The organism is Streptomyces tubercidicus (genome assembly GCF_027497495.1).
In the GTDB taxonomy this organism is placed as follows: Bacteria; Actinomycetota; Actinomycetes; order Streptomycetales; family Streptomycetaceae; genus Streptomyces; species Streptomyces tubercidicus.
In genome coordinates this window covers 3,294,341-3,315,689 of record NZ_CP114205.1, presented here as the reverse complement: position 1 = coordinate 3,315,689, position 21,349 = coordinate 3,294,341, and the positions used below count along the sequence as shown (strand labels likewise).

General features: G+C 71.9%; 19 protein-coding genes. 10 read left to right on the top strand and 9 right to left on the bottom strand.

The features are described 5' to 3' along the window. The first annotated feature begins 35 nt into the window (after positions 1-35). The 3 genes from STRTU_RS14170 to groL all read left to right on the top strand — a co-directional run bounded on the left by STRTU_RS14170 (position 36) and on the right by groL (position 3,005). Entirely contained in the window at positions 36-314 is a 279-nt protein-coding gene (locus STRTU_RS14170; protein ID WP_018089727.1) for a MoaD/ThiS family protein, read from the top strand. Between the two features lie 423 nt (positions 315-737). Further along, on the top strand, positions 738-941 hold the full coding sequence (locus STRTU_RS14165) for a cold-shock protein (RefSeq protein WP_003986833.1): 204 nt from the start codon (positions 738-740) through the stop codon (positions 939-941). A gap of 438 nt (positions 942-1,379) precedes the next feature. Next, entirely contained in the window at positions 1,380-3,005 is a 1,626-nt protein-coding gene (gene groL, locus STRTU_RS14160; protein ID WP_159743868.1) for a chaperonin GroEL, read from the top strand. Between the two features lie 327 nt (positions 3,006-3,332). Here the strand turns inward: groL and STRTU_RS14155 are convergent, their stop codons facing one another. The 3 genes from STRTU_RS14155 to STRTU_RS14145 all read right to left on the bottom strand — a co-directional run bounded on the left by STRTU_RS14155 (position 3,333) and on the right by STRTU_RS14145 (position 7,071). Continuing rightward, positions 3,333-4,967, bottom strand: coding sequence for a PTS transporter subunit EIIC (locus STRTU_RS14155; RefSeq protein WP_159743867.1), 1,635 nt, complete (start codon positions 4,965-4,967; stop codon positions 3,333-3,335). A gap of 90 nt (positions 4,968-5,057) precedes the next feature. Continuing rightward, positions 5,058-5,993, bottom strand: coding sequence for an N-acetylmuramic acid 6-phosphate etherase (murQ, locus tag STRTU_RS14150; protein WP_159743866.1), 936 nt, complete (start codon positions 5,991-5,993; stop codon positions 5,058-5,060). Between the two features lie 130 nt (positions 5,994-6,123). Beyond that, complete coding sequence (locus STRTU_RS14145; RefSeq protein WP_367802062.1) at positions 6,124-7,071, bottom strand: MurR/RpiR family transcriptional regulator; 948 nt, start codon at positions 7,069-7,071, stop codon at positions 6,124-6,126. A gap of 131 nt (positions 7,072-7,202) precedes the next feature. Between STRTU_RS14145 and STRTU_RS14140 the strand changes: the two genes are divergently transcribed. The 3 genes from STRTU_RS14140 (at position 7,203) to STRTU_RS14130 (ending at position 8,519) form a co-directional block, all read left to right on the top strand. Beyond that, the gene (locus tag STRTU_RS14140) at positions 7,203-7,565 is read left to right on the top strand and encodes a hypothetical protein (RefSeq protein WP_159743865.1); all 363 of its coding nucleotides are present in this window, start codon (positions 7,203-7,205) and stop codon (positions 7,563-7,565) included. Positions 7,566-7,616: 51 nt separating this feature from the next. Then, positions 7,617-7,910, top strand: a complete 294-nt coding sequence (locus STRTU_RS14135) for a DUF4031 domain-containing protein (RefSeq protein ID WP_159743864.1) — start codon at positions 7,617-7,619, stop codon at positions 7,908-7,910. Between the two features lie 66 nt (positions 7,911-7,976). Beyond that, on the top strand, positions 7,977-8,519 hold the full coding sequence (locus STRTU_RS14130; RefSeq protein ID WP_159743863.1) for a pyridoxamine 5'-phosphate oxidase family protein: 543 nt from the start codon (positions 7,977-7,979) through the stop codon (positions 8,517-8,519). A 32-nt stretch (positions 8,520-8,551) separates the two neighbouring features. Here STRTU_RS14130 and STRTU_RS14125 read toward each other — a convergent pair whose 3' ends face one another. Both STRTU_RS14125 and STRTU_RS14120 read right to left on the bottom strand, forming a co-directional pair. Beyond that, positions 8,552-9,826: a Cmx/CmrA family chloramphenicol efflux MFS transporter gene (locus STRTU_RS14125; protein WP_174878866.1), complete on the bottom strand. Its 1,275-nt coding sequence runs from the start codon at positions 9,824-9,826 to the stop codon at positions 8,552-8,554. Positions 9,827-9,977: 151 nt separating this feature from the next. Further along, complete coding sequence (locus STRTU_RS14120) at positions 9,978-10,661, bottom strand: HD domain-containing protein (protein ID WP_159743862.1); 684 nt, start codon at positions 10,659-10,661, stop codon at positions 9,978-9,980. Positions 10,662-10,930: 269 nt separating this feature from the next. On the opposite strand from STRTU_RS14120, the gene STRTU_RS14115 reads away from it, so the two are divergent. After that, positions 10,931-11,653: a copper homeostasis protein CutC gene (locus STRTU_RS14115; RefSeq protein ID WP_159743861.1), complete on the top strand. Its 723-nt coding sequence runs from the start codon at positions 10,931-10,933 to the stop codon at positions 11,651-11,653. A gap of 55 nt (positions 11,654-11,708) precedes the next feature. Here the strand turns inward: STRTU_RS14115 and STRTU_RS14110 are convergent, their stop codons facing one another. After that, positions 11,709-13,820 (bottom strand): HelD family protein, encoded by a 2,112-nt coding sequence (locus tag STRTU_RS14110; protein ID WP_159743860.1) that lies wholly within the window; start codon positions 13,818-13,820, stop codon positions 11,709-11,711. Between the two features lie 346 nt (positions 13,821-14,166). Between STRTU_RS14110 and STRTU_RS14105 the strand changes: the two genes are divergently transcribed. Beyond that, a complete protein-coding gene (locus STRTU_RS14105) occupies positions 14,167-14,376 on the top strand; it encodes a hypothetical protein (RefSeq protein WP_159743859.1) in 210 nt (69 codons plus the stop codon). A 333-nt stretch (positions 14,377-14,709) separates the two neighbouring features. Next, positions 14,710-15,984 (top strand): glycosyltransferase 87 family protein, encoded by a 1,275-nt coding sequence (locus tag STRTU_RS14100; protein ID WP_159743858.1) that lies wholly within the window; start codon positions 14,710-14,712, stop codon positions 15,982-15,984. Positions 15,985-16,003: 19 nt separating this feature from the next. Here the strand turns inward: STRTU_RS14100 and STRTU_RS14095 are convergent, their stop codons facing one another. Together STRTU_RS14095 and STRTU_RS14090 are read right to left on the bottom strand one after the other, a co-directional pair. Beyond that, on the bottom strand, positions 16,004-17,656 hold the full coding sequence (locus STRTU_RS14095; protein WP_159743857.1) for a DNA repair helicase XPB: 1,653 nt from the start codon (positions 17,654-17,656) through the stop codon (positions 16,004-16,006). Between the two features lie 141 nt (positions 17,657-17,797). Further along, the gene (locus STRTU_RS14090) at positions 17,798-18,442 is read right to left on the bottom strand and encodes a peptidoglycan-binding domain-containing protein (protein WP_159743856.1); all 645 of its coding nucleotides are present in this window, start codon (positions 18,440-18,442) and stop codon (positions 17,798-17,800) included. Here STRTU_RS14090 and STRTU_RS14085 point away from each other — a divergent pair. Beyond that, a complete protein-coding gene (locus STRTU_RS14085; protein WP_246240495.1) occupies positions 18,377-18,628 on the top strand; it encodes a hypothetical protein in 252 nt (83 codons plus the stop codon). The genes STRTU_RS14090 and STRTU_RS14085 overlap by 66 nt on opposite strands. Positions 18,629-18,715: 87 nt before the next feature. Here STRTU_RS14085 and STRTU_RS14080 read toward each other — a convergent pair whose 3' ends face one another. Continuing rightward, a complete protein-coding gene (locus STRTU_RS14080; RefSeq protein WP_159743855.1) occupies positions 18,716-21,220 on the bottom strand; it encodes a helicase C-terminal domain-containing protein in 2,505 nt (834 codons plus the stop codon). Positions 21,221-21,349: the final 129 nt, after the last annotated feature.

Sequence of the window (21,349 nt, the reverse complement as noted above, 5' to 3'; positions counted from 1 at the left end):
CGAACTCGTACTCCGTACCCCTGGAAGGCAGAACCATGAGCGTCAAGGTCCGCATCCCCACCATCCTCCGCACGTACACCGGTGGCCAGGCCGAGGTCCCCGCCGAGGGCGCGACCCTCTCCGAGGTGATCGCCGACCTGGAGCAGAACCACCAGGGCATCGCCGCCCGTGTGCTGGACGACGCCGGCAAGCTGCGCCGCTTCGTGAACGTCTACGTCAACGACGACGATGTCCGCTTCGAGCAGGGTCTGGAGACGCCCACCCCGGACGGTGCGGGCATCTCGATCATCCCGGCGGTGGCCGGCGGCTGCTGATTTGCGCCAACTCTTCTCGTTCATGACCGGAATTGCCCCGTCCGCCGGAAAGCGGACGGGGCAATTCCGTGTTGTGAAAGGAGATACCATTGGGGTGATCCCCCTCCGCATATCACCGTGCGCGTGCCGAACGCATATGTGTTCGCGATCAGTTGTGGCCAAAGTGTGGGCGGTATTTGTCGCCTAGGTGAGCTATGCCCGGCCCGACTTGCCCTGGAGAACCGGGATTTCGCCGCATATCGCCGATTCCCCGGCGTCAGAATTCTCGTCCGATTGACCTGTTGCTCTGGGCATCTGTGCAGATACATTCAGCGGCGGTCGACGCGTTCCGGCGCACACCCCACGGGCCTTTCGCGGGGTGAGGTCTGACCCGGGTCCGCGGAGTGCGGTCCTGCGCAAGGGCCAGTAATAGGGGAGTTAGGCATGGCTCAGGGCACCGTCAAGTGGTTCAACGCGGAGAAGGGGTACGGCTTCATCGCGGTCGACGGTGGTGCGGATGTATTCGTCCACTACAGCGCGATCCAGATGGACGGTTACCGCACCCTTGAGGAGGGTCAGCGGGTCGAGTTCGAGATCTCGCAGGGCCAGAAGGGGCCGCAGGCGGACATGGTCCGGGTGGCCGGCTGAGGCGCCGACCGACAACTGCGTGCCGAAGGCCCGTACCCCTGACGGGGGTACGGGCCTTCGGCTGTCTGCCGTGCGGACGGGGTAGCGGGGTGCGGGGCGGGTGCGCTCCACGCGTCACCCGGCCACCACTCCTATCGGCGGCATCTTCGAAGCCGCCTTGCGCCCGCCCGTCGCCCGACCGCCTCCCCTCAACGACGCCCGCTCGGGCGGCTTGCACTCTCCATCCGCGAGTGCTAATCATTGGCGTTAGCACTCTCCCAGTGAGAGTGACAAAGAAGGACCGGGTCGGTGAGGCCCGTAGGCCGCGTGGGGCAAGGAACCACACAGGTCTGCAGGCCGTCCGTCGCGGGCGCCAGCGCGGTCCGGAGCAATCCTTCCCCAAGCTCTCAACTGCGTTCGAGCAGGGGAGACCCCATTAGTCCGGGAGGACCACTTCACATGGCCAAGATCATCGCGTTCGACGAGGAGGCACGGCGCGGTCTCGAGCGCGGGATGAACCAGCTCGCCGACGCCGTCAAGGTCACCCTCGGCCCCAAGGGCCGTAACGTCGTCCTCGAGAAGAAGTGGGGCGCCCCCACGATCACCAACGATGGTGTCTCCATCGCCAAGGAGATCGAGCTCGAGGACCCGTACGAGAAGATCGGCGCCGAGCTGGTCAAGGAGGTCGCGAAGAAGACGGACGACGTCGCCGGTGACGGCACGACGACCGCGACCGTCCTGGCCCAGGCCCTGGTCCGCGAGGGCCTGCGCAACGTCGCCGCCGGCGCCAACCCGATGGCCCTCAAGCGCGGTATCGAGCGTGCCGTCGAGGCCGTCTCCGCCGCCCTGCTGGAGCAGGCCAAGGACGTGGAGACCAAGGAGCAGATCGCTTCGACCGCCTCCATCTCCGCCGCTGACACCCAGATCGGCGAGCTGATCGCCGAGGCCATGGACAAGGTCGGCAAGGAAGGCGTCATCACCGTCGAGGAGTCCCAGACCTTCGGTCTGGAGCTGGAACTCACCGAGGGTATGCGCTTCGACAAGGGCTACATCTCGGCGTACTTCGCGACCGACATGGAGCGCATGGAAGCCGCGCTCGACGACCCGTACATCCTCATCGTCAACTCCAAGATCGGCAGCGTGAAGGACCTGCTGCCGCTCCTGGAGAAGGTCATGCAGTCCGGCAAGCCGCTGCTGATCATCGCCGAGGACGTCGAGGGCGAGGCCCTGTCGACCCTGGTCGTCAACAAGATCCGTGGCACCTTCAAGTCCGTCGCCGTCAAGGCCCCGGGCTTCGGTGACCGCCGCAAGGCCATGCTCGGCGACATCGCCATCCTCACCGGTGGCACCGTCATCTCCGAGGAGGTCGGCCTCAAGCTGGAGAACGCCGGTCTCGAACTGCTCGGCCGCGCCCGCAAGGTCGTCATCACCAAGGACGAGACCACCATCGTCGACGGTGCCGGCGACAGCGAGCAGGTCCAGGGCCGGGTCAACCAGATCCGCGCCGAGATCGAGAACAGCGACTCGGACTACGACCGCGAGAAGCTCCAGGAGCGTCTGGCGAAGCTGGCCGGCGGCGTGGCCGTCATCAAGGCCGGTGCCGCCACCGAGGTCGAGCTCAAGGAGCGCAAGCACCGCATCGAGGACGCCGTTCGCAACGCGAAGGCGGCCGTCGAGGAGGGCATCGTCGCCGGCGGTGGCGTCGCCCTGCTCCAGGCCAGCCAGGTCTTCGAGAAGCTGGAGCTCGAAGGTGACGAGGCGACCGGCGCCAACGCCGTGAAGCTCGCGCTGGAGGCCCCGCTCAAGCAGATCTCCGTCAACGGCGGCCTTGAGGGCGGCGTTGTGGTGGAGAAGGTGCGCAACCTGGCCGTCGGCCACGGTCTGAACGCCGCCACCGGCGAGTACGTCGACATGATCGCCGAGGGCATCATCGACCCCGCCAAGGTGACGCGCTCCGCGCTGCAGAACGCCGCCTCCATCGCGGCGCTCTTCCTCACCACCGAGGCCGTCATCGCCGACAAGCCGGAGAAGGCCGCCGCGGCGGGCGCTCCGGGCGGTATGCCGGGCGGTGACATGGACTTCTGATCCCCTGGATCAGACCGCTGATCCTCCCGGATCGCGCGTCCATCTGTTCGCCGGGGCGGCACCCTCTTTGAGGGGGTGCCGCCCCGGCGGCGTTTTTGTGCCACTGACGGGGAGGGGTTGCTTCGCCGTAAAGGCTTCTTTGGGGCGGGTGTTGTCGGGTGGTGTTGTTGAGGCTTCTGAAGTGGAGAACTTGATTCCAGGTCGGCGGGGGAGGTCGGCGGCAAGGTTGTGGGGAAGGGGATATTCGGACTTTGTTGTGCACTGGTGAGTTGTTGCGGTTGTTGCAGGTCGTCGGCGGTGTCGCTGTTGTCGTCGTCGCCGTTGAATTCAGGGTGTTTTCAGGCCGGTCCGTGTGCTGAGTGGGGTGGGGACTTCCGTGGGGGTTCCCGTAGATGTCGGGGCGGGCTTTGAGGTTTCGGGGGGCGCGGCGGTGGGGGTGCTGTCAGGGGTTGTGTTCAGTTCCTGCCGCATTTGTTTGCTGAGGCCGAAGAAGTAGGTGGCGAGGAAGCCGACGAGGTAGCCGACGGCCAGACCCAGGGCGTAGACGGTCAGGGTGGTGGCGAGTGGCTGGTTTCCCTTGACCAGGGGGAACAGGGCCCAGCCGGAGGGGCCGATGGCGGTGGAGCCGACGGCGTCGCCGAGTTGGTTGAAGAGGCCGACGAAGGCGCCGCCGGCTGCGCCGCCCAGGCAGGCGGTGATGAAGGGGCGGCCCAGGGGGAGGGAGACGCCGTAGATCAGGGGTTCGCCGACGCCCAGGAAGCCTGCGGGGAGGGCGGACTTGATGGTTCTGCGGATCGAGCGGTTGTGGGGGAGGCGGAGGTATACGGCGATCGCGGCGCCGACCTGGCCCGCTCCGGCCATGGCGAGGATCGGGAGCAGGACCGTGTAGCCCTGCTGCTCGATGAGGGTGGTGTGCAGGGGGATGAGGGCCTGGTGGAGGCCCAGCATCACCAGGGGGAGGAAGAGGCCGCCCAGGAGGAAACCGGCGAAGGCGCCGCCGTGGGCCAGCAGCCAGTTGGCGCCCGTGCCGATGGCGGCGGCGGCCTCGCCCGCGACGTACATCAGGCCGAAGAGCGTGACCAGGCCCGTGACCAGGACCGTAAGGGTGGGGGTGAGCAGGACGTCCAGGGCCTCGGGGACGGCCTTGCGGCAGCGCTTCTCCACCTGGACGGCGAGCAGCGCCGCGGCCAGTGCGCCGAGCACTCCGCCCTGGCCGGGGGAGAGGTGCTGGCCGAAAGCGGTGATGTGGGTGACGCCGGGGAAGACGATGACCGCGGCGACCGCGCCGCCGAGGATGGGGGTGCCGCCGAATTCCTTGGCGGTGTTGTAGCCCACGAAGACGGCGATCAGGGACATGAAGCCGGAGGCCATGGCGGCGAGCGCGGGGACGACGGACGGCAGTTGACCGAAGTTGGCCAGCAGGCCGTTGAGGCCGGCGATGATGCCGCAGCCGATCAGGGCCGGGATCAGCGGGACGAAGATATTGGCGATCCGGCGGAGGAACAGCTTCACCGGGGTGGCATTCCGGGACTTCTGCCGGGCCTTGAGGGCGGCACCTTGGGCGGCCAGCTCGTCGGCGGTGGGGGTGGGTGCGGTGGCCTCCGCGGCCGGAGGCGTCGCGGCGTGGGCTTCGGGTGTGGGGCTGAGGGGTGGTGGGGCGGCCTCCGGGGCCGGGTCTGGCTCCTGGGGGGTTGGGGTGCTGCGGGACTCTGCCACCAGGCGCTCGAATTCCGGGGTGACCCGGGCGACCGTCCCGGGGCCCAGCACGATCTGGTACGTGTCGTCCTCGACCACGCCCATGACCGCCGGGAGTGCCTTGAGGGCCTCGTCCTGGACCAGGGAGCGGTCCTGGATGCCGAGGCGGAGCCGGGTCATGCAGTGGGCGATCGAGGTGAGGTTTCCGGCGCCGCCGACGAGAGGGAGGAGCGCGGCAGCGGTGGCGCGGTGCGTGTCTTCGGACATATGCGGTGCCTTGCTGTGCGGACAAATGAGGGAGGGGGTCGGGGCGGCGGGCCGTACGGGCGTGGTGGTCGGTCGGGTGGCGGTGGGGCTTCAGTCCTTGGCGGCCTGGAGGGCGGCGCGGAGGTGGCCGTCGGCGGCGTCGAGGAGGCGGGCGGCGGTGGGGGCGCCGACTCCGGCGAGGAGGGTGAGGATGGCGTTCTTCACCTCGCCGTCCGTGCTGCGGAGCGCTGTCTCGATCTCCTGGTCGGAGGCGCCGGTGGCGAGCGCGACGATACGGCGCGAGCGGGCCCGCAGCTTTTCGTTGGAGGCGCGGACGTCGACCATCAGATTCCCGTAGGTCTTGCCCAGCCGGATCATGGTGATGGTCGAGAGCATATTGAGCACCAGCTTCTGGGCGGTGCCCGCCTTGAGCCGGGTGGAGCCGGTCAGCAGCTCGGGGCCGACCACGATCTCGATACCGTGCTCGGCGGCCGCGGCCAGCGCCGAATCGGCGTTGCAGGACAGGCCGATGGTCAGCGCGCCCAGGGCGCGGGCATGCTCGACGGCGCCGATCGCATAGGGCGTGCGGCCGGAGGCCGAGATACCGACGACGGTGTCCAGGTCGGTCAGGCCGATCGTGGTCAGATCCTCGCTCGCGAACTTCGTGCTGTCCTCGGCGCCCTCGACGGCGGCGACCATCGCGGACGGGCCGCCCGCGATCAGCCCGAGCACCTCGGACGGGTCGGTGTTGAAGGTCGGCGGGCACTCGCTGGCGTCCAGCACCCCGAGGCGCCCGGCCGTGCCGGCACCGGCGTAGATCAGCCGGCCGCCGCGGGCCATCCGCGCGGCGGTGGCGTCGATGGCGGCGGCGATCTCCGGGAGCCGTCGGGCGACGGCGGCGGGGACGGTGGCGTCCTCCTCATTCATCGTGCGGGCGATGTCCAGGGTGGAGCGGCGGTCGATCTCGGCCAGCTCGGGCCGGTACGCCTCGGTGGTGAGGGTGTCCAACTGGGCGCGCAGATGGGCGTGGTCGGCGGTGGAGGTCATGGCGTGGCGGCTCTCTTCGTCGGGCTCGTGGGGGGCCGTGGCGTTGTGGCTGCCCCGCCGTCGGGTGCCGTGGTGCCCACCCGCGCCGTCCCGGCGGCACGCGTGCCCACAACGGCGGGGCGGTGCGAGGTCAGCGCTGGTTGTTGCGCGGTGAGTGGCGGTGGGCGAGGGCCTCGTATGAGGCGGACAGCGCGGGGGCCGCGGTCTCGTACGTACGCTGCGCGACACCTATGAACAGGCAGTCCACGACCAGCAGCTGACTCGTCCGGGACGACATCGCGGCCGGGCGCAGCTCGCTCTCGCGGGCCGTGGACGTGGTCAGGATGTGGTCGGCGTACGAGGCGATCTCGCCGTCCGGGCGGCCGGTGATGGCGATCGTCGTCGCGCCGTGGTCGAAGGCCACCCGCAGGGGCTCTATGACATCGGTGGTCCGCCCGGAGTGGGTGATGGCGATGGCGACATCGCCGGTGCGCATCTGCACGGCGTTCGTCACCGCCAGATGGGGGTCCGCGTGGGCATGCGCGATCAGGCCGATGCGCAGCAGCTTCTGGACCAGGTCCTGGCCGACGAGGTTGGAGGCCCCGATGCCGTACACATCGATACGGCGGGCCCCGCAGAGCGCGGCGACGGCGGCTTCGAGCTGGGTGACGTCCAGCGCGGCGGCGGTGTCGGCCAGGCACTGCTGCTCTTCCTGCGCCAGCTTCGCGACGACATCGACGAGGGAGTCATCGACCGCTATGTCCGCGGTCACCGCGGGCGCGCCGCCGGCCGCCTGCTGGGCGGCGAGCGCGGCGAGGGCGAGTCGCAGATCGCGATAGCCCGGGTAGCCGAGCAGCCGGGAGGTCCGCACGACGGTGGCCTCGCTGGTGCCCGTGCGCTCCGCGAGGCCGGTGACGGTGAGGGCGGCGCAGCCGGCCGGGTCGCTCGCGACGGTCTCCGCGACTCGCTGCATGGAGCGGGTCATCGTCGGCGCGAGGGTGCGCACCTTGGCGGCCAGCGCCGCGGGGGCGGGTGGGGCCGGTGCCGGCCGGGGCTCGGCGGGCACGTCCTTGAAAGTTTCCTTCACGCTGCTACTCACGCTTGAAAAGTAATTTCATCGACCGCTCGGCGTCAATACCCTCTGTGAGTGCTGTGGACAGAGCCGGATGATCCGCGGCGGGCTGTGGACAACTCCGCTCGGGGGTCGGCGCGCGGGTGACAATGGGGGACATGGAGATGGAACAGGCATTGCACGCCGCGCGGGCGCTGGTGCTCGCCGACCTGATGGCGGACAAGGTGGCCGACGCCGACATCGTCTCGCTCGTGGAGGATGCGGTGGTCCACCGCCGGTGGTGGGTGGAGCAATGGCCTGAAGGCGCGGCATTCGTCGCAGGACTCATAGCGCAGGACGTCCAGGACGCCCTCCTGGACCGCTACGGCCGCTGGCCGCTGTGCCCCGTGTGCACGGAGTCGGGGGACCCCCATGCGCTCGATGTCGAACCGGAGTTGGGGACGGATCCGCACTGGGTCTGCCCCAAGACGGCGGTCGCGGTGGCCCGGGTCGGCCGGCTCGGCGCACCGGCGGAAGGCTGAGGTGGTTAATGGTGCGGCGGGCCGACATGGCGATCCGGCCGGAGCGCTGAGGTGGCGATCTATATCGATCCGCCCATGTGGCCGGGCCACGGGCGGATGTGGTCGCATCTGGTCAGCGACCACTCCTTCGACGAACTGCACGCCTTCGCGGCGCGGATCGACGCGCCCCGGCGGGCGTTCGAGCGCGACCACTACGACCTGCCGGCGGAGCGGTATGGCGACGCGGTGCGCGCCGGGGCCGTGGAGGTCGGCAGCAAGGAGCTGCTGCTCCGGCTGACCGCCGCCGGTCTGCGCCGTCCCAAGAACCGGCCGGCGCCCCGTACGGCCCGCCGCGGCGCGTCGTAGCGGCGGCCCGGCCGCGGGCCGCCGCACGATGGGCCTGACCGTGCGCCGCACCGAAAGGGGACAGTCATGTCAGCCAGCGAACAGGGCGGACAACCGGCCACCGACCTCAACCCGGACTACAGCAGTGCGGACGCCACGGCGACCGCCTGGCCCGCGGCCGTCGGCGGCATGACCGAGGCGGAGATCTTCTGGCTCAGCACCGTCCGGGCCGACGGCCGCCCGCATGTCACCCCGCTGCTCGCCGTCTGGTCGGACGGCGCACTCCACTTCTGCACCGGCCCCGGCGAACGCAAGGCCAAGAACCTCGAAGCCAACACGCACTGTGTGCTGACGACGTCCACGGCCGGCGGCAACGACCTGCACGCGGGGCTCGATGTGGTCGTCGAGGGCGAGGCGGTGCCGGTGCGTGATGAAACCACGCTGCGCGGGCTGGCCGAGCTGTACGTCGAGAAGTACGGCAGCGACTGGCACTTCGACGTCCGCGACGGCGCGTTCTATGGGGAGGGCAACCGGGCCGTGGTCTTCCGGGTCGAGCCGGTCACGGCGTTCGGGTTCGGGCGGGGTGAGACCTACAGCCAGACGCGGTGGACGTTCGACGGCGGGGCGTGAGCGAACGGGCGCGCGGCGCCCTCCCCGCGGGGTCAGTGGTGCCCCGCCGCCTCCTTCGCGTCCGCCGTCTCCGTTTCCTTCGCAATGGGGGTGGCGGTGGCCGAGGAGGCGATCAGCCGGGAGTGGTTCGTGGTGCGGTGCAGCCGGAACGCGAAGGCCGTGGTGATCACGGCGCCCGCCGCCAGCGCGGCGCCGGTCCAGGCCACGGACGGGTAGCCCCAGCCCGCGCCGATGGCCAGGCCGCCGAGCCAGGGGCCGAGGGTGTTGCCGATGTTGAACGCGGCGGTGGTGGTCGCACCGGCCAGCGTCGGGGCGGCGTTCGCCACGTTGAACATCCGGGCGTTGAGGGCCGGGGCCGTGGTGAACGCGGTCACCCCGAGCATCAGGGAGAGTGCGATGGTGGCGGCCGGGCTGTGCGCGGTCAGCGCCAGGACGGCCAGTACGGCGGTGGACGCGGCGATGCCGCCAAAGAGCGTCCCGAAGAGGTGGGCGTCGGCTATTCGGCCGCCGATGAACGTACCCGTCAGCGCGCCGACGCCGAAGAGCGCGAGCACCGTCGGCACCCAGCTCTCCGCGAGGCCGGCGGTGTCGGTCAGCAGCGGCGAGAGGTACGAGAAGAGCGCGAAGACCGCGGCACCGTTCAGGGCCGTGGCGGTCAGCGCCAGCCACACCTGCTTGTCCTTGTAGATGGCCAGCTCACGGCGCAGCTGCGGGCGGTCCTCGCCGGTGGGCACGGCCGTACGCGGCACCAGTGCGACCACGCCGAGCAGGCCGATCGCGGCCAGGCCGGCCACCGCCCAGAAGGCGGCGCGCCACCCGGCGTGCTGGCCGAGCAGGGCGCCGGCCGGGACGCCCGCGATGTTGGCGATGCTCAGGCCGCCGACCATCACGGCCATGGCGCGGGCCCGCGAGGTCACCGGTACCAGGGAGACGGCGACCGCCGCGCCGACCGCCCAGAAGCCCGCGCAGGCCAGCGCGCTCACGATGCGCGAGATGAACAGCACGCCGTAGGAGGGGGCCAGTGCGCCCGCCACCTGGCCGAGGCCGAAGACGGCGAGCAGCGCGATCAGTGTCGTCCGCCGTGGAAGCCGGAGGGTTGCCGCGGCCAGTACCGGTGCGCCGATCACCATGCCGATCGCGAAGGCGGAGACCAGCAGGCCGGCCTGCGGGATGGAGACGTTCAGGTCGCGGGCGAGGGGCTGGAGGATGCCGGAGAGCATGAACTCGGAGGTGCCGAGAGCAAAGACGGACAGGCCGAGGACGTATACGGCGATGGGCAGGCGGGCGCGGTCGTGCTGTGCGGGCATATCAGCTACTAACAGCGGTAGGACGGCTTGCATTCCTGGGTCGGGCGATTTTTGGCGTGGGGGAGCTTCCCGGCTGGGGGCCAGGGGGGAGTCCCGGTGCGTCCCCCTCCGGCCTCGTGGCAACCATAGAAGCCGCAAGGCGGCCGGCCCCCTATGCCCCCCGCAGCAGATCCCGTTCCGTGCTGAGGTTGCGGCGGGCGGTGTGTTCCCAGAGGTCGTAGCCGCGGGGGGTGCGGAAGAGGCGGGGGAGGGAGAGGAGTTGGGTGAGGACGGCGGTGCGGCCGGCGGTGAAGTCGGGGTCGGGGACGAAGGCGTACTCGGCGCGGACCGCGGCGGCGTAGGCGGCGTACTGGTCGGGGGACCCCGCGAGCACCGCGAGGTCCGCGTCGCAGAGCACCTCGCCGTCGGGGTCGTCGGGCGCCGGGTCATGGGTGACCGTGAGCCGTACCAGGCGGGCGACCTCGGCCGTGCGGGCCGCGCCGATGCCCAGCTCGGGCAGTGCGCGTTCGGCGAGGGCCGCGCTGCGCTCCTCGTTCTCGGAGCGGTCCGGCCGGTAGACGGCGTCGTGGAACCAGGCTGCCAACTGGACGGTGGGCAAGTCGTCCGCGTGCTCGGCCAGTTCGTCGATGCGGAGCAGGACCGCGTTCAAGTGGTCGACGGTGTGGTAGCGGCGTTGGGGCTCGCGCCAGCGGGACAGGAGGTTGTCCGCGTACGGGGCGGGGTCGGGGGCCGCGGGGTTCTTGGTGCCGCGGGCCGCGGTGACGGTGTCGGCCCAGCGCTGCCGCAGCTCCGGCGCCGGGTCGGTGGTGTCTTCCGTACGGGGCACGGGGGTCATACGAGCCATTGTGCCTCGGGCCCTGCGGATTCCGGGGCGGAGGGTGAGGGCCGGTCAGGTTTGCGGAGGGCGGCGGCAGACTGCCAGTGGGGGCGGCCGGCGGGTGGCGCGGCCGGCAGGGGAGTGGCCGGCTATGGCGTACGGGCGGATTCCGGGCGTGGCGGTGGTGGGCTGGTGCCCGTAGGGGCGGGTGGCCTTTACTCTGGGATATTGGACTAGACCTGTCATGGGGTCCGTCCCGTCATGCCGTCATCGAAGGATTGGGTCATATGAGCAAGCGCGCGCTGCTGGAGGTGATCGCGCTCGGCCCGCAGGACGCGGTCGCCGCCGAGGCCGGCGGGGCCGATCGTCTGGAGCTGGTGACGGACATGGCGGCCGACGGGCTCACCCCGCCCCGGGCCACCTTCGCGGCGATCCGGGCGGCCGTCGGCCTTCCGCTGCGGGTGATGCTGCGGGCGGCCGACGGCTTCGCGGCCGGTGAGGTGGCGGCGCTCTGCGAGGAGGCCGCGGCGCTGCGGGCGGAGGGCGCCGAGGAGTTCGTCCTGGGGTTTCTCACCCCGGACGGGCGGCCGGATCTGGCCGCGGTGGCGGCGCTGGCCGAGGTGATCGACGGCTGCCGGTGGACCTTCCACCGGGCCATCGACCGCGCCGCCGACCGGGACGCGCTGCGCAAGGAACTCGCCGGGGCGGCCGGGAGCGCGGGCCTCGACACGTATCTGACGGCCGGATCCGCGCAGGGGGTCGACCGGGGGTTGCCGACGCTGCTGGCCGAGCAGGCGCGTACGGCGGCGGGCGAGCCCGGGTACGCGCCGCGGATCCTGGTAGGCGGCGGACTCGGGCTCGGCCATCTGCCGGCGTTGCGGGCGGCCGGTCTCGACGCGTTCCACATCGGGGGCGCCGCCCGCCCCGCAGGGTGGTCGGCGCCGGTGGAGGCGGCGGCGGTTCGGGAGTGGCGGGCGGCGCTGGATCTGCCCGTCGCTCAGCGGGTCTGAGGGACTGGAGGGACTGGAGGGACGGGAGGGACGTCTCCCGGCCCCGTCCCGCCCCTCAGCCCTCGCCCAATTGCTCCGGCAGTCCCGCCGCATGTACCACCGTCAGACCGGACACCGCCCGGGTCAGGCAGACATACAGGCGGCGCAGCCCGGTCCGTTCGTCCGGTTCGCCGTCGACGATCGCGGCGGGCTCGTCCAGGACCACGTAGTCGTACTCCAGGCCCTTGGCCAGGGTGGCGGGGACGAGTGTCAGCCGGGCCTCGGGTGAGGTCTCCTCGCCGGGAGCCAGACAGGGCACGCCCGCTGCCTCCAGGGCCGTGCGCAGCTCCGGAATCCGGGACTCCGCGGCGATCAGTCCGATCGAGCCCTCCTTTGTCAGCGCGTCGTCGCAGGCCGTGAGGGTGGCGGCGGTCAGTTCGGCGGGCTCGGCCGTACGGATCGCGAAGTCGCCCGCGGACTCACGGATCGAGGTGGCCTCCGTCAGGTCGGGGGCGATGGCGGGCAGCAATCGGGACGCATAGGCGATGACCTCACGCGGCACGCGGAAGCCCTGGGTGAGTTCCTCGACGGCCGAACCGGGCTTGCCCAGGTGGGTCAGTGCCTCCTCCCAGGTGTTGGTCGCCCAGGGGGTGGTGCCCTGGGCGATATCGCCGAGGATGGTCGCGGAGCCGGTGGTGCACCGGCGGCCGACCGCGCGGTACTGCATGGGGGAGAGGTCCTGGGCCTCGTCGAGGACCACATGGCCGAGCGACGGTGTGCGCGCGATCAGATCCATCGCCTCATCGATCAACACGGCATCCGCGGACGACCACTTGGCGCTCTTCACGCTGCGGACCGGTTTGGTCCACAGGATCGTCTTCTGCTCCTCGGGGGTCAGAATCCCCTCGGCCTGCTCGGCGAGGAACTCCGCGTCGCCCAGCAGCCGCAGCACCAGCTTTGCCGGGTCGACCGGCGGCCAGACCTCCTTGACCGCGGCTTTCACGGCGGCGTTACGGGCGACCGCGTCCTGCACCCGGTCGTCCGGGGCCTCGCCCGCCTGCTCCATACGGACCAGCACGGCATGGGCGATCCGCTGTGGCAGCGCCTCCCGGGCCGCGCCGTAGCGGATGTCCCGGTCCCGCAACTCCTGGACGATCTCTTCGAGTTCATAGGCCGGTACGCGCCAGCGGCGGGAGCCGCGGACGACCACACAGGGCTCCTGCGGCATGGTGAGGTGTGAGCGGACCGCCCGCCGCAGCACCTCCGCCATCCGCGCATCGCCCTTGACCGTCGCGGCGGCCGCCTCGTCCGTGCCGCTTACCTCCACATGGCCGACCAGGTCGTCGACCGTGGCCTGCTTGACCTCCAGTTCGCCGAGGGCCGGCAGCACCTGCTCGATGTAGTGCAGGAAGGAGCGGTTCGGGCCGATGACGAGGGTGCCGGAGCGGGCCAGCCGCTCCCGGTGGGCGTAGAGCAGATACGCGACCCGGTGCAGCCCGACCGCCGTCTTTCCGGTGCCCGGCGCCCCCTGGACACAGACCGAGCCGCCGATGCCGGCACGCACGATCTCGTCCTGCTCCGGCTGGATGGTGGCGACGATGTCCCGCATGGGGCCGACGCGCGGACGCTCGATCTCCGACTGGAGCAGGGCGCTGGTCCGCGCGGCCTCGGTCGGGTCGGTGAGGTGCTCGTCCTCGTAGGCGGTCAGCTCACCGGCCGTGTAACCGAAGCGGCGGCGCAGCTTGAGGTCCATCGGGTCCTTCTTGGAGGCCCGGTAGAACGGCTGGGAGACGGGCGCGCGCCAGTCGATGACCATCGGGTCGCCCTCGGCGTCGTGGACATGCCGCCGCCCGATGTAGAAGTTCTCCCCCGTGGCTCCCTCGGCGAGTTCGAGGCCCGGCGCGTGGAGATAGTCGAGCCGGCCGAAGAACAGCGGGGTGTGCGAGAGGTCGGCGAGCGCCTTGATCCGGGTGTCGATCTCGCCCTGGAGGACCTGGGCGTTGACCCAGTTCGCGGCGACATCGCTGATGTTCAGCGCCTCGGCGTCGGCCCGCATCGCGCGCAGGGCGGAGCGGGAGGCGGCGAGGTGGGCCCGTTCGCGGTGGAGCGGGTCGTCGGAGGGCGGCTGGGGGCCGGCGCTTCCGGTGCGCGGTTCCGTCGTCGTCGGGTGGTGGGCGTGCGAGGGCACGGCGTTGCCTCCGTGGCGGGTACGTCGGCGGGCGCGCGCCGGTGTGCGCGGGCGCGGCGGGCCGGAGTCGGTGCGCAGCGCTGGTCAAGCGTGCGCGGGTCAGCGGCGTGAAGCGAAGGGCCGCCCGGTTTCCGACCGGTCGGCGGCACTCCTCTACGGGAGGCAGGCAGACGCGCGATTGTAGTCAGCGGCTCCGGACCGCGCCAACGGATTTACGGCGGCCTCGGGCGACGGGGGCCATAGGTCTTCCGTAGGGGGTGGGGTGCGTCTGGAGATGGACGCCGGGCCCTCAGGGATGGACCTATGGACCGATGTGCTCCAATCGCGTGAATTCCATCATGGAGTCATGAGCAGCGCAGCGATTCCCCCAGGTTCTGTCCACCCCGTCTCCCTCCAGCCGGTCAAGGGCGCCACAGCCCTCGGCAACGACCCCGGGCCCGGTACGGCGGCCCGCCACGAGCACCGCTATGTGGTGGGCAACGCCCTCCGTGCGATCAAGGTCTTCGCCACCGCCGCCTTCAGCGTCGTCGTCATGGGCGAGTACGCGAACGACTGATTCCCCCGGCACCGCCAGATGTAGCCGAGCGCGTGCCCCGGCCGACCCTGTCCGCACGCACCGCGCACAATACGGTCAGCAGGCCGCATCACACACGTACCGACCAGGTACGCACAGATGCATACAGGTGCATCTACAGGCAGGCGCACCGACAGACAGATGCACCGACAGACAGATGCACCTACAGAACACGCACACCACACGCGCGATCGGGCGCGAGCAGCCGCCCCCGCGTCGACATCCGGTTGACCGGAAACCGTAACGGCCGGTCGGCCCGGATCCGCTAGCGTCGCCGCGGTAGGCGAGCTCAGGGCAACGGGGAGGAGTCAGCGGGTGTCTGCCGCCGAGGCGACGTGGACATGGAGACGGACCTGGGCGCAGAGTGTCGCCCATCCTGGCCGGCTGGCGCTCGCCACGGCGCTGCTCCTGGCGTCCTTCGCCGGACTCTGGGTGCTCTACCAGGTCCAGCCGCTGCCGATGTCCGATATAGCGGTCTACCGTGCCGAGGGTGCTGCCGCCGCCACCGGCGGTGATCTGTACGGCTTCACGGTCACCAAGTGGCACCTTCCGGCCACTTACCCGCCCTTCGCCGCGCTGCTGTTCATACCGACCACCTGGCTCTCGCTCGGCACGCTCAAGGTCGTCTGCGTACTCGTCAACGCGGCGCTCCTCGCGCTGCTGATCCATCTGTCCTGCAAGGCCGCCGGTCTGCGCAGGGCCGCGCACACCGTGCCCGTCCTGCTGGCCGCCACCGCGCTCGGCCTCTGGCTGGAGCCGGTCTTCCAGACCTTCGTCTTCGGGCAGATCAACCTCGCGCTGACCTGCCTGGTCCTGTGGGACCTCTCCCGCCCGGACGGCGCCCGCTTCAAGGGCTTCGCCACCGGTATCGCGGCCGGGATCAAGCTCACCCCGGCGATCTTCGCCGTCTACCTGCTCGTCACCGGCCGGGTGAAGGCCGCCGGTGCCGCGCTCGCCGGATTCCTGGTCTCCGTACTGCTGGGCTGGCTGGTCCTGCCCGATGCCAGCATCGAGTTCTGGACCCGGCGGATGTACGAGACCGGCCGGGTCGGCAAGGTCTGGATCGTCGACAACCAGTCCCTCCAGGGCCTGATCACGCGGGTGCTGCACGAGCCCGAGCCCGGTCTGCTCTGGGCGGTGCCCGCACTGCTGGTCGCGGCGGCCGGGCTCTGGGCCGCCCGCCGGGTCTATCTGCGCCGCGGCCTGGACAGCTGGGGCGTGCTGTGTACGGCCGTCACGGCGCTGCTGGTCTCGCCGATCAGCTGGTCCCACCACTGGGTCTGGTGTGTGCCCCTGCTCGTGGCGCTCGCCGCCCACACCCGGCGCATCCCGTGGCGCAGGGCGCTGCTGGCCGCCGTCACCCTCGCCTTCACCGCCCGCACGATGTGGATCGTCCCGCACAGCGGCGACCTCGATCTGCGGGTCGCCTGGTGGCAGCAGCCGTTGGCGTCGCCGTATCCCCTGCTGGGGCTGGCGCTGCTGGCGGCGGTGGTCTGGTGGACCCGGAAGCCGCTGGTGGCTCCGGCAGGCTCCGGCGTGCCGGCGCCGCGCACCGCACCGGAGCCGGCCGGCCGGGCCCCGGCCTTCTGAGCCCGGCGGCTTCCCCGGCTCAGACGTCCTCGTCCGCCGCCAGCAGCTCGTCCGCGTCCACGATCCGGTAGGCATAGCCCTGCTCGGCCAGGAAGCGCTGGCGGTGGGCCGCGAAGTCCTGGTCGATGGTGTCGCGCGCGACGACCGAGTAGAACCGGGCCTCGTGCCCGTCGGCCTTGGGCCGCAGTACCCGGCCCAGTCGCTGGGCCTCCTCCTGGCGGGAGCCGAAGGTGCCGGACACCTGGATCGCGACCGTCGCCTCCGGAAGGTCGACGGAGAAGTTCGCGACCTTGGAGACCACCAGCACCGAGAGCTCGCCCGCACGGAAGGCGTCGAAGAGCTTCTCGCGCTGGGCGTTGGTGGTCTCGCCCTTGATCACCGGTGCGTCCAGATGCTCACCGAGCTCGTCCAGCTGGTCGATGTACTGCCCGATGACCAGCGTCTGCTCGCCCTGGTGGCGGCGCACCAGTGCCTCGGTCACATACTGCTTGCTGGCCGTGGTGGCGCAGAAGCGGTACTTCTCCTCGGTCTCGGCCGTGGCATACGCCAGCCGCTCCGATTCGGTCAGATTGACCCGGACCTCGACACAGTCCGCGGGGGCGATATAGCCCTGTGCCTCGATCTCCTTCCACGGGGCGTCGAACCGCTTGGGCCCGATCAGCGAGAAGACATCCGACTCCCGGCCGTCCTCGCGGACCAGCGTCGCGGTCAGCCCCAGCCGCCGCCGGGCCTGCAGATCGGCGGTGAACTTGAAGACCGGGGCGGGCAGCAGATGCACCTCGTCGTAGACGATCAGGCCCCAGTCCCGGGAGTCGAACAGCTCCAGATGCGGGTAGACGCCCTTCCGCTTGGTCGTCAGCACCTGGTACGTGGCGATGGTGACCGGCCGGATCTCCTTCCGCGTCCCGCTGTACTCGCCGATTTCTTCCTCGGTGAGCGAGGTCCGCTTCACCAGCTCGTGCTTCCACTGCCGGGCCGAGACCGTGTTCGTCACCAGGATCAGCGTGGTCGCCTTGGCCTGCGCCATCGCGCCCGCCCCGACCAGCGTCTTGCCCGCGCCGCACGGCAGCACGACCACCCCCGAGCCGCCGTGCCAGAAGCCCTCCACGGCCTGCTGCTGGTACGGCCGCAGCGCCCAGCCGTTCTCGTCCAGCTCGATCGGATGCGCCTCGCCGTCCACGTAGCCGGCCAGGTCTTCGGCGGGCCAGCCCAGCTTCAGCAGCGTCTGCTTGATCTGCCCGCGCTCCGACGGGTGCACCACGACCGAGTCCGGGTCCAGCCGCGCCCCGACCAGCGGCTGCACCTTCTTCGACCGGAGGATCTCCTCCAGCACCGGACGGTCGGTGGTGGTCAGCACCAGACCGTGCGCGGGGTCCTTGACCAGCGTCAGCCGCCCGTAGCGCGACATCGTCTCGGCGATGTCGACGAGCAGCGCATGCGGCACCGGATACCGCGAGAACTGCACCAGCGCGTCCACGACCTGCTCGGCGTCGTGCCCGGCGGCCCGCGCGTTCCACAGTCCCAGCGGCGTCACCCGGTACGTATGGATGTGCTCCGGCGCCCGCTCCAGCTCGGCAAAGGGCGCGATGGCCCGCCGGCAGGCGTCCGCCAGCTCATGGTCCACCTCCAGGAGCAGCGTCTTGTCGCTCTGGACGATGAGGGGTCCGTTCACACGCCTCGCCTTTCGCTTCCGCCGACGGCCGCCGGGACCGGCCGCAGGCCCCGGCCGTTGATCACGACCGCGGACCTCGGCCGCAGACATCGACCGCAGATACGGCCAAACGTCCAGTGTGCCGCATCGGCGCAGCGGCCGTCAGGGACGGCGGGCAGGCTCCTGTGCGGCGAGCAGGGCCTGCCAGGTGGCGCGGTCGGCGACGCCCGTCACGGGGAGGGCCCGGTCGTGCTGGAAGGCTTCGAGGCAGCGGGTGGTGGCGGGGGTGAAGATCCCGGTGATGTCGGTGGCGGTGCCGGTGTTGTCGAGCAGGTACTGGAGGGCCGTCACCGCCGGCTCGGGGGCGTGCTGGGGATCGAGCCGGATGACCAGATGTGACCAGGTCCGCGGGCCGACCTTGCCGTCCGCGAGCAGACCATGGGCGGCCTGGAACGCCTTCACCGCGGCCGCCGTCTCCGGCCCGAAGATCCCGTCGGCGTCGACGGCATGGCCATGGGCCCGGAGCAGGTACTGGACGGTGCGGGCCTTCCACAGCAGATCGCCCTTGCGGGCCAGCGGCCAGCCGGAGGCCGCGGGGCCCGCCGGGGCGGTCGCGGCGGCGACCGGCGGACCGTCCGGGCCGGTGCGGTGCGCGAGCGCGCTCCAGCCGAGGCCGATACCGCCGCCGAGGGCGACCGGCCGAACCGCCGGGTCACCCTGGACACCCGGATGCTCAACGGGATGCTGAAGCTGCGGACCCAGTACGGCTTCCGGATCGCGGTCTCCGAGATCGTCGGCGGCGACCACAGCAGCCGCTCCCGGCACTACGCCGGGGTCGCCTTCGACATCAACCACATCAACGGCCGCCATGTCGGCAGCGGCGCCCCGCACCGGAATCTGATGGCCGCCTGCAAGAAGCTGGGCGCCACAGAGGTTCTCGGGCCGGGGAGCGCCGGACACGCCACCCATGTCCACTGCGGCTGGCCCCGCTGATCCGGCCGCGGAGCGCCTGAACTCCCGCCGGTGCCCGGCCGTCCGGAAGGGGCGGCCGGGCACCGGCACGCCACTCCGCGGCCCTCCTCAGACCGAATCGTCCGCCAATTCCGCCACGCCGGTGATGCGGTGCAGCGGGTATGTGCGGACCTCGTCGGAGGTGTGGTCGTAGGCCGTCACGAAGCCGCCCTCGACTCTTACGGGGGCGATGACGCGCTGGCTGGCGGCGCCGTCGGCGTTGACATAGCCGATCCAGAGCGCGGAGTTGGTCAGCACCGCGGCCTGCATCGTGGCGAGGGTCTCGGCGGAGGTGGTGCGGGGGAAGGCGCCGGGGGCCGGGGCGGGGGTCTGGACCGGTTTGCGTTCGGCGGTGGCTGCGAGGTCGCCGGCGCGGATGGCGCGCACCGCCGCCGCGAGCAGTGTGGGGTCGGGGGACGGCGGGCCGTCCGGGACCGGGGCGGGGGCGGTGCGCGGCGCGGTCCGGTAGGAGTCGGCGCGGGCGATCAGGACGTCACCGGCGGCGGACTCGGCGGCCGGGGCGTAGCCCATCGACCGGAGGCCGTCGAGGAGTTGGTCGGGGGAGGTCTGGGCGGCGAGCACGGTCGGGGCGAGCCGGCGCAGCCGGAGGGCGACGGCGCGGCGGTCCGCGAGGATCTCGGAGAGCAGCGCGTCGTCGTCGCAGCGGACATAGGCGGCGGCCGCCCCGATGCGCAGCTGCCCGTGTTTGCGGGCCACGTCGTCGATGAGGTAGCCGAGCGGCTGGGGGACCGGGGTGCGGGAGTGGGCGGCCAGGAACTCCTGCAGCTCGGCGGCGGAGCGTCCGGCGTCCAGGGCGCGGCGTACGGAGCCGGGGGTGAAGCGGTAGACCGTCGCGCCGCCCTTGGACTCGATGTCGGCGAGGACGCCGAGCGCCTCGGCGAGCGGGCGGCGCAGCGGGCCGGGCGCGACGGCGGTCAGGTCGGCCTGGAGGAGGACGTGGTCGACGGGTTCGGGGAGGAGTGGGGCCAGCAGGGCGGCGGCGCGGGTGGCGGCGGCGGTGGTTTCGGCGGCGGTGGGGGCGGTGCTGTCCGGCGGGGTGTCGAGCAGGGTGCGGCCGTGGGTGGCGAGCGCGCCGCGGCCGGTGACGCCGAGCAACTCGGCCTCGGTCAGGGCCCATTGGGCGAGGCGCGAGCGGAGGTCGTCGGCGGGGCCGGGGCCGGGTGTGGCGGGGGCGCCGCCGTCCGTCATCGGGCCGGTGGCCGGTGCGCCGCTGCGCAGCGGCCGCTCCCACCGCAGCCGGGCCAGCACCGCGCCCGCCGGTACGGCGGTGCCCGGCGGCAGCGAGGCGAGCAGGGCGAGGGCGCGGCGGCGGACCTCGGGGGCGGGCGAGCGGTCGAGATGCGGGCCGAGGGCGGCGAGTGCGCGGCCCTTCGCATCGGCGGTGCCGACGACCCCGGGGGCGCGGGTCGCGGCGAGCCAGCCGGCCGCCAGCGCCGCCCAGCGCTCGTGGTCGGGCAGCTGGAGCCACTCCTCGGCGGCGGGGGTGGCCGCGAACCGCTCGTCGGCCTCGCCGTCGGAGGCGATCAGTCCGGCCGCGTAGGCGAGTTCGAGCCAGAAGGCGGCGAGCTGTTCGGTGGTGTCCAGCGCGGTGGCGGTCCGCTTGAGGTCGCGGACGCTCATCCCGCCGGCGCGCAGGACGGCGGGACCGCCCAGGTCCCACTCCTTGAGCAGCTCCTCGACAGTCGCGAGCGCGGTGAACGCCTGGCTCGCGGCGGCGTTGTCCACAAGCTGTGGATCGCGTTCGGTGGCGGGGGAGAGCGCGGGCGGGACCGGCTCGGGGGTGTGGTGGGCGCGCCCGCCCCGCAGATGCAGCGCCGCTTCCCGTGGCAGTACGACATTCCGGGCACCCGCCGGGATCAGCAGGCCCCGGTCCAGCAGCCATTGCAGATGCGGGGCCGGGCGGTCGGTGACCGCCCCGTACGGCGGGCCCCACAGCAGCTTGTCCAGTACGGCGACGGAGTCGGCGGGCGCGGTGTCGAGCAGCGCCGCCATCCCGGCCCGGTCGGCGAACAGCGCGGTGAGCGCGGCGACCGCGGTGACCGGGTCGTGGGTGGTGGGCAGCCCGGCCGCGGCGATGATCTCCTGGAGCCGCCCCGGCGACATCCCGGCCATGGCCTCGGCGACGGTCGGGCCCAGGCCGGTCGGCGACGGGTGCGAGGGGCTCGGCGTGAGCAGCTCACGGGCCGTCCGCACCAGCCGCAGCCGGTCGTCCGGGCCCCACACCAGCGCCTGCGCCCGCAGCTCCGCCACCGCCCGGGGCAGCTCGGCGGCCACCGCCGGGTCCCCGCCGTCGCCGCCCATCAGCGCGCCCAGCGTGTCGTACGGGCACGGGTCGGGCGCCACCGCCAACGCCTCGGCGGTCTGCAGCACGAACCGGTCGAGCCGCTCCACGGCGCGGACCACCGAGGCCCGCGTCCCGGCCCGGGTCGCCAGCTGGGTGACATCGCCCGGCACCGGATTGAGCAGGTCGGGGCGTGCCCGCAGCAGCCCGACGAGCCCGCGGTCGGTGCGGGTCCTGAGCTCCTCGGCGAGGGTGCGGGGTGTACCGGTCATTCGTCCTACGTTAGCGGGGCGGGGCAGGACGGGGGAGCGTGCGGCCGTACGGCGGCGCCCCGGTGCGTGCCGGTCCGGGAGACAACCCGCTGCCGCCGCCCGCCGCCGCCTCCGGCCCGGCCGCCGGGC